This is a genomic window from uncultured Shimia sp. (assembly GCF_913054185.1).
Classification (GTDB): Bacteria; Pseudomonadota; Alphaproteobacteria; order Rhodobacterales; family Rhodobacteraceae; genus Shimia.
The window spans coordinates 1-14,064 of the sequence record NZ_CAJXIV010000103.1; the positions used below are offsets into that span (position 1 = coordinate 1).

Here is a 14,064-nt window from a genome sequence, read left to right on the forward strand (position 1 = left end):
TGTTGGTGGCGGATCGTGCTGCGGTGGATGATTGGCACGGGCGTGTGACCGCCGCTGGGGCCTCCGTGCGCGGCGCGCCGGAAGTTTTGGAGCGGTTCGGGATCTACAGTTTTTTCTGTGAAGACCCGAATGGCTATCAGATTGAGGTACAGTGTTTTTTGGATGAGGCGTCGCAGTAAGCGCACAGCGACAAACAGGTTTCCTTGTTAAGTGAGTGTGGCTTTGGCGAGGCGTCGCGTCGCAATTCGCCTGCGCTGGCTTCCCCCTTGCGGACAATGGCGCTAAAGGTGCGGTGAAACGGGAGTTGCCGCATGTCGATGAATAGCTTTGGACATCTTTTTCGCGTCACCACTTGGGGTGAGAGCCACGGGCCTGCGCTGGGCGCGACGGTGGATGGGTGCCCTCCGGGAGTGCCGGTGGATGAGGCGATGTTGCAGCAGTGGCTGGACAAGCGCCGTCCCGGTCAGAACAAGAACACCACACAGCGCAATGAGCCCGATGCGGTGAAAATTCTGTCTGGCGTATTTGAGGGCAAAACCACTGGCACGTCGATCCAGTTGATGATCGAGAACACCGATCAGCGCAGCCGAGATTATGGCGAGATCGCCCAAACCTTCCGTCCCGGTCATGCGGATATCACCTATCATCTGAAATACGGCAACCGCGATTATCGTGGCGGCGGGCGCAGCTCTGCGCGTGAGACAGCGGCGCGGGTGGCAGCCGGAGGTATTGCGCGCGAGGCGATCAAGGCGATTACACCCAATCTTGAGATCAAAGGTTACATGACCAAGATGGGCGCAATGGAGATTGATCGCGAGAACTTCCATTGGGACGCGATTGACCGCAATGATTTCTGGATTCCACAGAGCGCCGACGTGGCGCAGCAGTGGGAAGACTACTTGCAAGCGCTGCGCAAAGAACATGACAGCGTGGGGGGCGTGGTCGAGGTTGTGGCGCGTAATGTGCCCGCTGGGATTGGCGCGCCGGTCTATAGCAAGCTCGATACCGACCTGGCGGCGGCGATGATGTCGATCAACGCTGTGAAAGGCGTCGAGATTGGCGAAGGCATGGCGGCAGCGGGGCTGAAAGGCTCTGAGAACGCGGATGAGATCTTCATGGGCAACGATGGACAGCCGGTGTTTTCGTCCAACCATGCGGGCGGCATTTTGGGTGGTATCTCCACGGGTCAAGATGTGGTGGTGCGCTTTGCAGTGAAACCAACCAGCTCGATCCTCACGCCACGCCAGTCGATCCGGATAGATGGCAGCGCAACCGAAGTGATCACCAAGGGGCGTCATGATCCCTGCGTTGGCATCCGTGCGGTGCCAGTGGGCGAGGCGATGATGGCCTGTGTGATCCTGGATCACCTGTTGCTGCATCGTGGTCAGGTTGGAGAAAACCAAGGCAAAATTGGCTGATGCTGGACCGCGTTGATCTGAGCGACCTGAGAGAAGCTCTGCGTGCGGAAGCGGTGGAGCGGATGGCGCAGGACAGCGCGCATGATTTGGCGCATTTGGATCGGGTTTGGATTTCGGCGCAGGCTTTGGCCGAGGCTGAGGGTGGCGCTGATTTGCGGGTGCTGCTGGGCGCGAGTTATTTGCATGATCTTGTGAACTTGCCAAAGAACTCGCCCAATCGCGCGCGGGCCAGTACTATGGCGGCGGGTGCGGCGGCCCCTATATTGCGCAGTCACGGGTTTACCAATCACGAAGTGGCAGCGGCGCAGCACGCGATTGCCACCCATAGTTTCTCCGCTGGCTTGAAGCCGAAGTCGCTGGAAGCGCGCATCTTGCGGGACGCGGACCGGCTTGACGCTCTGGGCGCGATTGGCATTGCCCGAACTTTTGCGGTGGGCGGGGCTTTGGGCCGGGCGCTGTATGATGAGAATGACCCGTTTGCCGAACAACGTGAGTTGGATGACAGTGCCTGGGCGTTGGATCATTGGCCGGTGAAGCTGTTCCGATTGCCGGAGGACATGTTGACAGTCGCCGGGAAAATGACCGCCGAAGAGCGGGTGGCCGAGATGCGGAGCTATGCGCAGGTTTTGGCTGGTGAGCTGGGCCGCGAACTGCCGGAAAGCTGGGCGTAAGCGCCTTAGCCTTGAGGCGTGATTCCGGGGCGGGCTTTGCCGCGTTGCAGGCCCAATTGGCGCTCCCGCCAGATGATCAGGATGCCAGCGGAGATGACAATGGCAGCCCCTACCAGCATCTGCGGTGTTGGGATTTCTGAGAACCAGACGTAGCCAATCACAATCGCAAACAACATCGCCACATAGTCAAATGGGGCCACCACGGACGCTGGCGCAAAGCGGTAACAGGACGTCAGCATGATTTGCGCGACCCCGCCTATCAGGCCTGCGGTGACCAGCAAAGCGGTCTGTTCCCATGTGGGGATGATCCAGCCAAACGGCAGAGTGAGCAGCGACAGGCAGGAGGCGGTCAGCGAGAAGTAGAAGACAATCGCCGAGGTCTGATCGGTTTGCACCAGCTTGCGGATGTGAATTTGTGCAAGCGCACGGAAGAGCGCGGACCCAAGTACCAACATCACGCCAATGGTGGCCACAGCTGAGGCCTGATCTGCGTCAAAGATGGTCAGTCGCGGCCAGAGCACTACACAGACGCCTATCAGGCCAATGCCAACAGCGGTCAAGCGGAAGGCACGGACCTCTTCGCCCAAAAACATGGCGGCAAAGATCACGGTCATCAGGGGCGCGGCAAAGCCAATCGCGGTGACTTCCGGTAGGGGCAAGAGACCAAGAGCTGCAAAATTCATCGCCATGGAGGTGGTGCCAATCACCCCGCGCCAGACATGGCCCATGGCGTTGGTTACACGCAGGCCTTGCGGCATTTCCCCGCGATGGAGCAGCCAGGCAAAAATCACAAACAGCGCAAAGAAAGAGCGGAAGAACACCGCTTGGCCAGCAGGTACCTCGTCGGCAGTGGCCTTGATCATCGCTGCCATGACGGAAAAAAGCGCGATGGCGGTGATCTTGTAGGCAATGCCTTTGAACGGCTGCATGTGGGGATGTCCGGCGGTTGGGGCTGGCGCGACTGTGGAGTAGGGGGGCAGGATTGACAAGGCGGGCTTGATTTTTGGCAGGCAAGCGGGAAAGGTCCGTGCGGACTACAGAGGGGCCGCCATGTATCAGAACAACTATTTGATCGCCGCGCTGAGCGCTTCCGCGGAAGGGCGCGGGCGCGAGGTGTTTGCCGAGGTGCCGGGGCAGGATCCGGTGACCTTTGGCGGATTGTTTGCCGGGGCGGAGCGGATGGCGGCGGCTTTGACATCCAAAGGTTTGCAGCCGGGTGACCGCGTGGCGGTGCAGGTGGAAAAAACCATCGAGGCGATCCAGCTCTATCTTGGAACAGTTATGGCAGGTGGCGTTTTTCTGCCGTTGAACACGGCGTACACAACCAACGAAGTGGCCTATTTCCTTGGGGATGCGACGCCGCGTGTGGTGGTCTGTGATCCTGCCAAAGCGGATGAGATTGCGCCAATTGCCGAAGGCGCAGCGGTGCTGACTTTGGATGGTGTTGGGCAAGGCAGCCTGACCGATCTGGCGGATGGCCAGACGGGGTTTGAGCCAGTGGCGCGGGGCGCGGATGATCTGGCGGCGATCCTGTATACCTCGGGTACAACGGGGCGCTCCAAAGGCGCGATGCTGAGCCATGACAATCTGCTGTCCAATTCCGAGACACTGCGGGATTACTGGCGTTTCACCAAGGACGACGTGCTGATCCACGCTTTGCCAATTTTTCACACACATGGGTTGTTTGTGGCGACCAATGTGGCGCTGCTGTCCGGCACCTCGGTGGTGTTTTTGGCGAAATTTGATGCGGATGCCATTCTAGAAGCGATGCCCAAGGCGACCAGCTTGATGGGCGTGCCAACGTTCTACACGCGGCTTTTGAAAGACGCGCGGTTGACCAAGGATCTGGCGGCTAATATGCGCCTGTTCATTTCCGGATCGGCACCCTTGTTGGTGGACACACATGAGCAATGGGAAGCGCGTACTGGTCACCGGATTCTAGAGCGCTACGGCATGACGGAAACCAATATGAGCACGTCCAACCCCTATGAGGCCGAGCGGCGGGCTGGCACCGTGGGCTTTCCATTGCCGGGTGTCGAGGCGCGGATCCGCGCGGATGGCGCTGAGGTGGCGCAGGGTGAAACTGGCGTTCTGGAAGTGCGCGGGCGCAATGTCTTTCAAGGTTATTGGCAGATGCCGGAGAAAACAGCGGAGGAGCTTTTGCCGGATGGTTGGTTCATCACCGGCGATTTGGCCAAGGTGGATGCGGATGGTTATGTGACCATCGTGGGGCGCTCTAAGGATTTGGTGATCACTGGGGGTTTCAATGTGTATCCCAAGGAAATCGAGTCGCTGATTGATGATCTGGACGGCGTGCTCGAAAGCGCGGTGATTGGCGTGCCACATGCGGATTTTGGTGAGGCGGTTGTGGCTGTGGTGGTGCGGTCTGATCCAACGCTGACCGATGCGCAGGTGAGTGGACCTCTGAGTGATGTGCTGGCGAAGTTCAAGCAGCCGAAACAGGTGATCTTCCTGCCCGAGTTGCCGCGCAACACTATGGGCAAAGTGCAGAAAAAAGCGCTGCGGGAGACATATTCGGGCTTGTTCTCCTAAACACATTCATTGCCCCCAAATATCCCGGGGTGGGCCCATCGTAGATGGGACAGGGGCAGCGCCCCTCAGAAAGCAAAACGGGGGCCAAAAGGCCCCCGCTTGATCTTGGTCTACGTGGTGGCTTACGCGCGCACCAGCTTCTCGTAAGATTCCGCGATGTCGCGGGTGATGTCTCCGACCTCAAAAGTGTAATCGCCAATCTGCCCCACTGGGGTGACTTCGGCGGCGGTGCCGGTCAACCAGCATTGCTCAAAGTCAGCCATCTCCTCAGGCATGATGTGACGCTCGATCACGGTGATGCCTTTGTCTTTGAGCATGCCAATCACGGTCTGGCGGGTGATGCCATTTAAGAAGCTGTCAGGCAGCGGGGTGTGCACTTCGCCGTCTTTCACAAAGAAGATGTTGGCGCCGGTCGCCTCGGCCACGTACCCACGGTAGTCCATGAACAGCGCGTCAGAGCAGCCTTTGGCCTCTGCCTTGTGCTTGGAGATGGTGCAGATCATGTAGAGACCTGCTGCCTTGGCGTGCACCGGGATGGTTTCCGGGCTTGGGCGTTTCCATTCGGCGATGTCGAGCTTGGCGCCCTGCATTTTGGCGTCGCCGTAATACGCGCCCCAGGCCCAAACCGCGATGGCAACACGCACAGGGTTGGCCGCAGAGGCGACACCCATGTCATCTCCGGAACCGCGCCAGACAACAACGCGCACATAGGCGTCTTCAAGGCCGGATTTCTTCAGGGTTTCCTGTTTGGCCGCCTCCAGCTCGTCGAGCGAGATTGGCATTGGCATGTCCAATGCCTCAGCAGATTTGAACAGGCGTTCGTTGTGCTCGCGGCTTTTGAAAATCTTGCCGTTGTAAGCACGCTCGCCTTCAAAGACCGAGCTTGCGTAATGCAGAGCATGGCTCAGGACGTGCACCTTGGCCTCGCGCCAATCAACAAATTCGCCATCCATCCAGATGACGCCGTCACGATCGTCATATGCACCAGCCATGGTCGTTCCTTTCGCTTTCCAAAATGCGTTCATTTTTTCATTTGTTGCGCATCATATGGCCGATCCGGTCATAAAATTGCGCGAAGACTGCGATTCGCTACCAGTTAGCGCTTGGAGTGTCAACAAAGCTGACGTATTGTGACGGTCAAACCTGTCAATTGTGATGCTGGGAGGCAAAATGAGCGATCCAATTCGGAGTGAGAACCTGCTGTATCTCACCGATGAGCAGCTCCGGCAGGGGATAGAGGCAATGTATTTTGCCTACCGTGGCTTTACCGCAGACCCGGATCGAATCCTTGAGAGCCTGGCGTATGGCCGCGCGCATCACCGGGCGATTCATTTTATCAACCGCGCGCCGGGCACCACGGTGACCAATCTGCTCGACATTTTGGGCGTGACCAAACAGTCACTCAATCGTGTGTTGCGTACCTTGATTGAGGATGGGCTTGTGGAAAGTCGTGTGGGCACGTCGGATCGGCGCGAGCGGAACCTCTATTTGACGGACGATGGCACAGCATTGGAGCATCGGTTGTCAGATTCCCAACGTGGGCGGTTGCGGGCGGCGTTTCGTGAGGCTGGCCCCGAAGATGTGGCTGGGTTTCGGCGGGTGCTTGAGGCGATGATGGAAGGTGAGATGAAACGGCAATATAAGTCACTGCGAGAGTCGGGCAAATGAAAGACATTGATCCTCACCTGTTGATTGTGGATGACGATGAGCGCATTCGCGAGTTGCTTCGCAAGTTCCTCATGCGGCACGGATTTCTGGTGACGGCAGCACGGGATGCAGCCCATGCGCGGCGGATTCTGTCAGGGCTCGATTTTGACCTGATTGTGCTGGACGTGATGATGCCCGGCGAAGATGGCATGAGCCTGACCCGCGGCATTCGCGAAACCTCGCAAACACCGGTTTTGTTGCTGACCGCGAGAGGCGAGACTGAAGACCGGATTGCTGGGCTTGAGGCGGGGGCGGATGATTACCTGGCCAAGCCGTTTGAACCCAAAGAGTTGTTGTTGCGTATCAACGCGATTTTGCGGCGCATGCCCGAAGTGGACGAGGCGGCAACGGTGCCCAAAGTGCTGCATTTGGGCGGCATCCGATATGACATCGATCGGGGCGAGATGTGGCAGGGGGAAGAATCTGTGCGACTGACCGCGACCGAAAGTCAGCTGATGAAGATTTTTTCCAAAACACCAGGCGAAGCGGTGAGCCGCAGCAAGCTGGTTGAGGAATTGGGCCGCGACAAAGGTCAGGCGCAAGAGCGGGCGGTGGATGTGCAGATCACCCGGTTGCGGCGGAAGTTGGAAGAAGACCCCAAACAGCCCCGCTATCTGCAAACCGTGCGGGGCGCGGGCTACATGTTGGCGCCGGATTGATCGCAGCGCCAGTCAAGACTTAGGTAAGTGAGAGCGAGGGTGTCGCATGACCACAGCGTTGTTCAGTCACAAAAGTTCATTGCAGCATATCACGCCAGCCGGTCATGCGGAGCAGGTTGCGCGGATTGAACATATTCAGGCAGCGTTGAGTGCAGCGCGGTTTGAGGTGTTGGATCGGCGGGAGGCGCCAGAGTGTCGCGATGCCGACCTTTTGTTGTGTCACCCGCAAAGTCATTTGGACACAATCACAGCGGCGGAACCTGCCACTGGCACGGTAGCCTTGGATGGTGACACCTATATGTCGCCGGGCTCTACGCTGGCCGCGCGCCACGCGGTTGGCGGTTGTCTGGCGGCTGTGGATGCGGTGTTGGCGGGAGAAGTGGGCAACGCTTTTGTTGCTTGTCGTCCACCCGGGCACCATGCGGAGCAGAGCAAGCCGATGGGGTTTTGTCTGTTTGGCAACGCAGCGATTGCCGCCAAACATGCGCTGGAGCGTCACGGGTTGCGCCGTGTGGCGGTGGTGGATTTTGATGTACACCATGGCAATGGCACGCAGGACTTGTTGTGGGACGAGCCGCGTAGCCTGTTCATTGGCAGTCATCAGAACCCTCTGTGGCCGGGCACCGGCATGCCGGAGGAAACTGGCGCGCAGGGCAACGTGATGAACTTGCCGTTGCCGCCGCACAGTGATGGGCGGCTGATGCGCGCGACCTATGAGGCGCAGGTGTTTCCGGCGCTGCAGGCGTTTCAGCCGGAGTTGCTAATCCTGTCTGCGGGATTTGATGCGCACAAAGATGATCCACTGGCGCAGTTGGAGTGGAGTGAGGATGACTTTGTTTGGGTGACGCAGAAGCTCTGTGATGTGGCGGACCAGCATTGTGGTGGGCGCGTGGTCTCGACTTTGGAAGGTGGATATGATCTGAACGCTTTGGCAGCGTCGGTGGCGGCGCATGTCGGGGTTTTGATGGAGAGAGCCAAATGAGCGACACACCTGTGGAAGAAATGAGCTTTGAAGCGGCGATGCGTGAGCTGGAGCAGGTTGTGGGCCAGTTGGAACGTGGTGACGTGGAGCTCGAAAAATCCATTGCGCTGTATGAGCGTGGTGCGGCGTTGAAAGCTCGTTGTGAGGCCAAGCTTAAAGAAGCCGAAGAAAAGGTGGCCGCGATCACCTTGGACGGCAATGGCACCCCAGCCGGTTTGACACCGGTTGAAGGCATGTAAGCGCGCGACCGCGATGTTTGAGACACGTCTGAAAGAGTCCGCCACACAGGTGGAGGTCCATCTGCTTGAAGTCATGAAGCCATTTGGCGAGTTGCCGGTGGTGCAGGCGATGCGGTACGCCAGCGCGGGTGGCAAGCGACTGCGGGCGTTTCTGGTGCTCGAAAGTGCGCGGTTGCATGGAGTGGATGCCACACATGCGATCTGGCCAGCGACGGCGATTGAGGCGATGCACGCCTATTCGCTGGTGCATGATGATCTGCCTTGCATGGATGATGATGACATGCGCCGTGGGCTACCGACCACCCATATCAAATGGGATGAGTGTACCGCCGTGTTGGCTGGCGACGCATTGCAGACTTTGGCGTTTGAATGTGTGAGCCGGGATGAGTGTCATAATGATCCAGCTGTGCGTGCAGAGCTGACGGTGTCGTTGGCCCGCGCCGCAGGGGCGCAGGGCATGGTGCTGGGTCAAGCATTGGATATTGCGGCGGAAACCGCGCCGGTGCCATTGACACTCCAAGAGATCACACGGCTGCAAGCGGGTAAGACCGGCGCGTTGATTGCCTGGTCGGCCACGGCAGGTGCGGTGATGGGCCAAGCGGATATTGAACCGTTGATGCGCTACTCACTTGATTTGGGTTTGGCGTTCCAGATTGCGGATGACATTCTGGATGTAGAAGGCGATGCCACAAAGGTGGGCAAGGCAGTGGGCAAAGATGCCGAAGCTGGCAAAGCCACCTTTGTCTCGTTGTTGGGATTGGACGGCGCAAAAACACGCGCCCGCGACCTTGTGACGGATGCATGTGACGCGCTTTCCGTTTACGGTAAAGATGCGGATACCTTGCGGGAGGCGGCGCGTTTCGTTATCTCGCGGGACAGCTAACCGGAAGGCGCGCCTATGTCAGCGAGACCCCAGACCCCATTGTTGGATCAAGTGACCCTGCCCGAAGACCTGAAACGGTTTTCCGACAGTGAGTTGACGCAGATTGCGCATGAGTTGCGCTCTGAGACAATTTCTGCGGTGAGCGAGACCGGTGGGCACCTGGGCGCAGGTTTGGGTGTGGTGGAACTAACCGTGGCGTTGCATGCGGTGTTTGACATGCCGCGAGACAAGTTGGTCTGGGATGTGGGACACCAATGTTACCCACATAAAATTCTGACCGGCCGTCGTGACCGGATTCGCACCCTGCGTCAGGAAGACGGGTTGTCTGGCTTCACCAAGCGCAGCGAGAGCGTGTTTGATCCGTTTGGCGCGGCGCATAGCTCGACCTCGATTTCAGCTGCGCTGGGCTTTGCCGTGGCGCGCGATTTGGGTGGGCAATGTGACGGTGGCCTAGGCGATGCGATTGCGGTGATTGGCGATGGGTCGATCACGGCGGGCATGGCCTATGAGGCGATGAACAACGCGGGCCATTTGGGCAAACGCATGTTTGTCGTTCTAAACGACAACGACATGTCGATTGCGCCGCCGGTGGGGGCGATGAGCGAATACCTCAGCCGTCTTTACGCTGGTGAGCCGTTTCAGGAATTGAAGTCTGCCGCAAAAGGCGCGGTGAGCCTGTTGCCGGAACCGTTCCGTGAAGGCGCCAAGCGGGCGAAAGATGTCCTGAAGGGCATGACCGTGGGTGGCACGTTGTTTGAACAGCTGGGGTTCTCCTATGTAGGGCCAATTGACGGGCATGACATGGATCAGCTGTTGCCGCTTTTGCGCACGTTGCGTCAGCGCGCAACCGGGCCGGTGTTGCTGCATGTGATTACCAAGAAAGGCAAAGGCTACGCGCCTGCGGAAGCGGCGCGGGACAAAGGCCATGCCACCGCGAAATTTGATGTGCCCACTGGCAAACAGCACAAAGCGCCTTCCAACGCGCCAAGTTACACATCGGTGTTTGGCAATGCGCTTGTCGAAGCTGCCGCGGAAGACAGCCGAATTTGTGCAGTCACAGCTGCGATGCCGGATGGCACAGGCTTGGGCCTGTTTGCGGAACGCTATCCAAGCCGCTGTTTTGATGTGGCGATTGCCGAGCAGCATGGTGTGACCTTCTCCGCTGCCTTGGCGGCGGGCGGCATGAAGCCGTTCTGTGCGATGTATTCAACATTCTTGCAGCGCGGCTATGATCAGGTTGTGCACGATGTGGCGATTCAGCGCCTGCCAGTGCGGTTTGCGATTGACCGTGCGGGGCTTGTTGGCGCGGATGGCGCGACCCATGCGGGCAGTTTTGATGTGGCGTTCATGGCCAACCTGCCGGGCATGGTGGTGATGGCGGCGGCGGATGAAGCCGAGCTGAAACATATGGTGGCGACGGCGGCGGCCTATGACGATGGCCCCATTGCGTTCCGCTACCCGCGTGGCGAAGGTGTGGGTGTGGAACTGCCGGAGCGCGGTGAAGTGCTGGAGATTGGCAAGGGCCGTTTGGTGCAGGAGGGCAGTCGCGTGGCGTTGTTGTCTTTTGGCACACGGTTGGAAGAAACCCGCAAAGCGGCAGAGGCGCTGGCAGCGCGGGGCATCACGCCTACAATTGCGGATGCTCGGTTTGCCAAACCTTTGGACCGGGACATGATCCTGGATCTGGCGGCCAATCATGAGGCGCTGATCACCATCGAAGAGGGGGCAGTGGGTGGTTTTGGTAGCCATGTGGCGCAGCTTCTGGCGGAAGAAGGCGTGTTTGATGGTGGGCTGAAGTACCGCTCGATGGTGCTGCCAGACACGTTTATTGATCAGGCCAGCCCCAAAGCGATGTATGATGTGGCGGCGATGAATGCCGAGCAGATTGAGGCCAAGGTGCTGGATGCGCTGGGCATAACCACACTGGACAGCAAGCGGGCGTAGGCCCGCGCACGAGTGGGGGGCAGCCCCCAAACCCCCGAGGTATTTGTAGAAAGAGAAAGCGCTTAGGTAGCGGTTTCTTCGTCCAGCATGGCTTTTAGCGCATCGCGGTAGTTGGGGTACTTTAGGACAACACCCAGCTCCTCTTTGATGCGGTCATTGCGCACGCGTTTGCTGTCGGAATAGAAGCTGCGCGCCATTGGGCTCATCTCCGCCTCTTCAAACGGGATTTCCGGCGGTGGGTCCATGCCGAGAAGTTCAGCGGCATAAGCGAGAATGTCTTGAGGTGGGGCCGGGCTGTCATCACAGACGTTGTAGATTTGGCCCGCGTTGGGTGCCTTCATTGAGGCTTCCAGCACCTGTGCAATGTCCTCGACATGGGCGCGGGAGAAGACCTGATTTTTCTTAATAATGCGGCGGGCGGTGCCGTTGCGCAGTTTGGCAAACGGGCCGCGTCCAGGGCCGTAGATGCCAGCAAGGCGGAAAATGTGCAGCGGCAGTTCAGGTAAGGCTTGCCATTCGGCTTCGGCCAGCACGCGCATTTTGCCGCGAAGGCCGCCGGGATCAAGTGGGGTGTCCTCATCCACCCAGCCGCCGTCCATATCGCCGTAAACACCGGTGGTGGAGAGGTAGCCGATCCACTCAAGATTGGGGGCGGCTTTCAGAAGAGCGTCTTTGCCCAGTCGCAGCACTGGATCGCCGTCTTTGTCTGGACGAATCGAGGTCAGGACATGGGTCACATCCTTGAGCGCGGTGTCCAAATCGATCGGCCATTGCAATGGCGTGATGCCCTGAGCGCGAAGCTCGGCTTCTTGGGCAGGGTCGCGGTAGGTGCCGAGAATGGTCCAGCCTTGTGGCAAAAGACGGATGGCGAGGGCCTGGGCGGTGTAGCCGTGGCCGAGCGAAAGCAGGGTCTTTTTCATGACGCCATTCTGCGCCTGTGGTCAAACAGGCACAAGAGCTGGGGCAGTGAATAATTGTCACATCCTAGCGGGATGTTGGCGGGTGCATAAATTTCCAGCGGTATGGGGAAAGTTGGGTGTCGGGCTATTTGCCTTTCCAAACCGGATCGCGTTTTTCGGCGAAGGCCCTTGCGCCTTCGAGCTGATCCTCGCTGTCATAGAGCACATCGACGCTGCGCAATTGGCGCTGGGTGATGTGGTTCATGGCGTCCTGGAATTTGGCATCTTCGGCGTCACGCACAATTTCTTTGATGGCGGCGTAAACCAAAGGGGGGCCAGAGGCCAGCAGGCGGGCCTGCTCCCAGGCGCGGTCCATCAGCTTGTCGGCGGCAACGATCTCGTTCACCAACCCCCAACGGTGGGCCTCCTGCACGTCAAACCAGCGCCCGGTGAGCAGCAGCTCCATGGCGATGTGGTAAGGAATGCGCTTGGGCAGCTTCACCGAAGCGGCGTCAGCCACGGTGCCGGAGCGGATTTCGGGCAGCGCAAAGGTGGCGTGATCCGCGGCGAGGATGATGTCGGCGGAGAGAGCCAGTTCGAGGCCACCGCCACAGGCAATGCCGTTCACGGCGGCAATCACCGGTTTGTTCATGTCGCGCAGCTCTTGCAGGCCGCCAAAACCGCCCACGCCGTAATCGCCATCGACTTCGTCGCCGTCGGCAGCGGCCTTGAGATCCCAGCCGGGGCAGAAGAATTTCTCGCCACCGCCAGTGACAATTGCCACGCGCAGGTCAGGATCGTCGCGGAAGTCGCGGAAGACCTCGCCCATGATGCGGCTGGTGATCAGATCAATGGCGTTGGCTTTGGGGCGATCGAGCGTGACTTCGAGAATGGCACCGTCGCGGCGGGTTTTGACCGGGCTGTCGCTCATGTCTTGTCCTTTTGTATCAGCGCATCTGCAGCCACCGCGCGGGTCGGGGTGCAGATCAGCGGGTTGATTTCAGCCTCTTGCAAGCTGCCCAGATTGGCAAGCACGTAGGCTTGCAGGGCGTTGATGGCCCGTAGAATGGCGTTGATGTTGGCAGGGGGCGCGCCGCGATAGCCGGTGAGCAGCGGGGCGATTTTGAGAGAGGCCAGCGCGTTTCGCAGTGTCTCCGGGCTGGCGGGAACCAAGAGCGATGCGCTGTCAGACAGCACTTCGGTGAGGGTGCCACCTGCGGCGATTGTGAGCACAAAGCCATGCGCGGGGTCGCGGGTGACGCCGATAAGCAGTTCTACAACTGCGTCATTGACCATTTCTTCGATCAGAAAACTGTGGGTTGGCATGGCCGCGGCGGCTGCAGGAAGATCTTTGGCGGTGAGATTGAGATGCACCGCACCCGCTTCGGTTTTATGGGCGATGCCCTGACCTTTCAGCACCAGAGGAGCGGCGAGCTTTTCGGCTGCTCCCGTGAGGTCGTCGGGATCGCGCACCACAACGCTGCGCGGCACAGTAAGGCCATGTGCAGCGAGGGCTGTTTTGGCATCATGTTCGCTGAGGATTTTCGTTGTGCTTGGCGGAAGCGTGCAAGGCAAAGCCAGCGGGGTAGGGTCAGGGGCGATGATCTGCGTTGTGGCAGCCGCGGCTGTGACCGCCTCGCGCAGGCCATGCATCGGTACCACGCCGCCGTTGATCAGGGTTTGGGTCACGTCTGGGGGAAGAAGTTCCGGCAGGGTGGCCACCACAGCCATGGGGCGGCCTGTGGCCTTGTGCGCAGCAATCGCTGCGTCGGTTGCGCAGTCCCAGTCAGATTTGTTCTCAGGCGGGTAGTCGACCACAGAAAAGGTGAGGCCAACCTCAGGTGTCATCATGGCAGCCCACGCGGATGCCATCGCTCTTGCGTCGCGCCAAATGTGGGTGTGATAATCCAGCGGGTTGGCAAGTGCGACCATCGGGCCAAGCGTTTCGGTCAGGGCGTGCCTTTGAATGCTTGTCAGAGGGGGAAAGGTCACGCCACTGGTCTGCGCAGTGTCGGCCATGAGGCTGGCTTCACCGCCGGAACAGCTGATTGAGGAAATGGTGGGCGAAGATAAGGGGCCTGAGAAATGTAGGAGCTTGAGGGTTTCCAG

The 14,064-nt window shown here is 59.2% G+C and carries 14 protein-coding genes; 9 read left to right on the forward strand and 5 right to left on the reverse strand.

Going from position 1 to position 14,064, the window contains the following annotated elements; all coding sequences use genetic code 11:
• The first annotated feature begins 311 nt into the window (after positions 1-311).
• Both aroC and QZ517_RS17125 read left to right on the forward strand, forming a co-directional pair.
• Positions 312-1,418: a chorismate synthase gene (aroC, locus tag QZ517_RS17120; RefSeq protein WP_294229225.1), complete on the forward strand. Its 1,107-nt coding sequence runs from the start codon at positions 312-314 to the stop codon at positions 1,416-1,418.
• Positions 1,418-2,089: an HD domain-containing protein gene (locus tag QZ517_RS17125; protein WP_294229227.1), complete on the forward strand. Its 672-nt coding sequence runs from the start codon at positions 1,418-1,420 to the stop codon at positions 2,087-2,089. Before aroC ends, QZ517_RS17125 begins: the two co-directional genes overlap by 1 nt.
• 5 nt (positions 2,090-2,094) lie before the next feature.
• On the opposite strand, the gene QZ517_RS17130 is transcribed toward QZ517_RS17125, so the two are convergent.
• Positions 2,095-3,018 carry a DMT family transporter gene (locus QZ517_RS17130; RefSeq protein WP_294229229.1) on the reverse strand — a complete coding sequence of 308 codons (924 nt, stop codon included), beginning with the start codon at positions 3,016-3,018 and terminating at the stop codon, positions 2,095-2,097.
• Positions 3,019-3,139: 121 nt separating this feature from the next.
• Between QZ517_RS17130 and QZ517_RS17135 the strand changes: the two genes are divergently transcribed.
• Positions 3,140-4,642, forward strand: a complete 1,503-nt coding sequence (locus tag QZ517_RS17135) for a malonyl-CoA synthase (protein ID WP_294229232.1) — start codon at positions 3,140-3,142, stop codon at positions 4,640-4,642.
• Positions 4,643-4,764: 122 nt separating this feature from the next.
• Here the strand turns inward: QZ517_RS17135 and QZ517_RS17140 are convergent, their stop codons facing one another.
• Positions 4,765-5,634: a branched-chain amino acid aminotransferase gene (locus QZ517_RS17140; RefSeq protein WP_294229235.1), complete on the reverse strand. Its 870-nt coding sequence runs from the start codon at positions 5,632-5,634 to the stop codon at positions 4,765-4,767.
• 178 nt (positions 5,635-5,812) lie between these two features.
• Here QZ517_RS17140 and QZ517_RS17145 point away from each other — a divergent pair, with 178 nt between their 5' ends.
• From QZ517_RS17145 to dxs, 6 genes are read left to right on the forward strand one after another with little or no spacing between them, the layout of a single operon-like run.
• Positions 5,813-6,310, forward strand: coding sequence for a MarR family transcriptional regulator (locus QZ517_RS17145; RefSeq protein ID WP_294229239.1), 498 nt, complete (start codon positions 5,813-5,815; stop codon positions 6,308-6,310).
• Positions 6,307-7,008: a response regulator gene (locus QZ517_RS17150; protein WP_294229242.1), complete on the forward strand. Its 702-nt coding sequence runs from the start codon at positions 6,307-6,309 to the stop codon at positions 7,006-7,008. The genes QZ517_RS17145 and QZ517_RS17150 overlap by 4 nt, the downstream gene beginning before the upstream one ends.
• A gap of 46 nt (positions 7,009-7,054) precedes the next feature.
• Positions 7,055-7,990 (forward strand): histone deacetylase family protein, encoded by a 936-nt coding sequence (locus QZ517_RS17155; protein WP_294229245.1) that lies wholly within the window; start codon positions 7,055-7,057, stop codon positions 7,988-7,990.
• Positions 7,987-8,229 (forward strand): exodeoxyribonuclease VII small subunit, encoded by a 243-nt coding sequence (locus QZ517_RS17160; protein ID WP_294229248.1) that lies wholly within the window; start codon positions 7,987-7,989, stop codon positions 8,227-8,229. Before QZ517_RS17155 ends, QZ517_RS17160 begins: the two co-directional genes overlap by 4 nt.
• Positions 8,230-8,242: 13 nt before the next feature.
• A complete protein-coding gene (locus QZ517_RS17165; protein WP_366766301.1) occupies positions 8,243-9,112 on the forward strand; it encodes a polyprenyl synthetase family protein in 870 nt (289 codons plus the stop codon).
• 15 nt (positions 9,113-9,127) lie between these two features.
• Positions 9,128-11,056 carry a 1-deoxy-D-xylulose-5-phosphate synthase gene (dxs, locus tag QZ517_RS17170; RefSeq protein ID WP_294229251.1) on the forward strand — a complete coding sequence of 643 codons (1,929 nt, stop codon included), beginning with the start codon at positions 9,128-9,130 and terminating at the stop codon, positions 11,054-11,056.
• 62 nt (positions 11,057-11,118) lie between these two features.
• Here dxs and QZ517_RS17175 read toward each other — a convergent pair whose 3' ends face one another.
• The 3 genes from QZ517_RS17175 to QZ517_RS17185 all read right to left on the reverse strand — a co-directional run.
• Positions 11,119-11,976, reverse strand: a complete 858-nt coding sequence (locus QZ517_RS17175) for an SDR family oxidoreductase (protein WP_294229254.1) — start codon at positions 11,974-11,976, stop codon at positions 11,119-11,121.
• A gap of 124 nt (positions 11,977-12,100) precedes the next feature.
• Complete coding sequence (locus QZ517_RS17180; protein WP_294229258.1) at positions 12,101-12,886, reverse strand: carnitinyl-CoA dehydratase; 786 nt, start codon at positions 12,884-12,886, stop codon at positions 12,101-12,103.
• A partial coding sequence (locus tag QZ517_RS17185; protein WP_294229261.1) for an acetate--CoA ligase family protein occupies positions 12,883-14,064 on the reverse strand: 1,182 nt, incomplete at its 5' end. The genes QZ517_RS17185 and QZ517_RS17180, both read right to left, overlap by 4 nt.

Excerpts from the sequence above, each read along its gene's own strand:
- aroC (WP_294229225.1), top strand. The coding sequence starts at position 312 with ATGTCGATGAATAGCTTTGGACATCTTTTTCGCGTCACCACTTGGGGT.
- QZ517_RS17125 (WP_294229227.1), top strand. The coding sequence starts at position 1,418 with ATGCTGGACCGCGTTGATCTGAGCGACCTGAGAGAAGCTCTGCGTGCG.
- QZ517_RS17130 (WP_294229229.1), bottom strand. The coding sequence starts at position 3,018 with ATGCAGCCGTTCAAAGGCATTGCCTACAAGATCACCGCCATCGCGCTT.
- QZ517_RS17135 (WP_294229232.1), top strand. The coding sequence starts at position 3,140 with ATGTATCAGAACAACTATTTGATCGCCGCGCTGAGCGCTTCCGCGGAA.
- QZ517_RS17140 (WP_294229235.1), bottom strand. The coding sequence starts at position 5,634 with ATGGCTGGTGCATATGACGATCGTGACGGCGTCATCTGGATGGATGGC.
- QZ517_RS17145 (WP_294229239.1), top strand. The coding sequence starts at position 5,813 with ATGAGCGATCCAATTCGGAGTGAGAACCTGCTGTATCTCACCGATGAG.
- QZ517_RS17150 (WP_294229242.1), top strand. The coding sequence starts at position 6,307 with ATGAAAGACATTGATCCTCACCTGTTGATTGTGGATGACGATGAGCGC.
- QZ517_RS17155 (WP_294229245.1), top strand. The coding sequence starts at position 7,055 with ATGACCACAGCGTTGTTCAGTCACAAAAGTTCATTGCAGCATATCACG.
- QZ517_RS17160 (WP_294229248.1), top strand. The coding sequence starts at position 7,987 with ATGAGCGACACACCTGTGGAAGAAATGAGCTTTGAAGCGGCGATGCGT.
- QZ517_RS17165 (WP_366766301.1), top strand. The coding sequence starts at position 8,243 with ATGTTTGAGACACGTCTGAAAGAGTCCGCCACACAGGTGGAGGTCCAT.
- dxs (WP_294229251.1), top strand. The coding sequence starts at position 9,128 with ATGTCAGCGAGACCCCAGACCCCATTGTTGGATCAAGTGACCCTGCCC.
- QZ517_RS17175 (WP_294229254.1), bottom strand. The coding sequence starts at position 11,976 with ATGAAAAAGACCCTGCTTTCGCTCGGCCACGGCTACACCGCCCAGGCC.
- QZ517_RS17180 (WP_294229258.1), bottom strand. The coding sequence starts at position 12,886 with ATGAGCGACAGCCCGGTCAAAACCCGCCGCGACGGTGCCATTCTCGAA.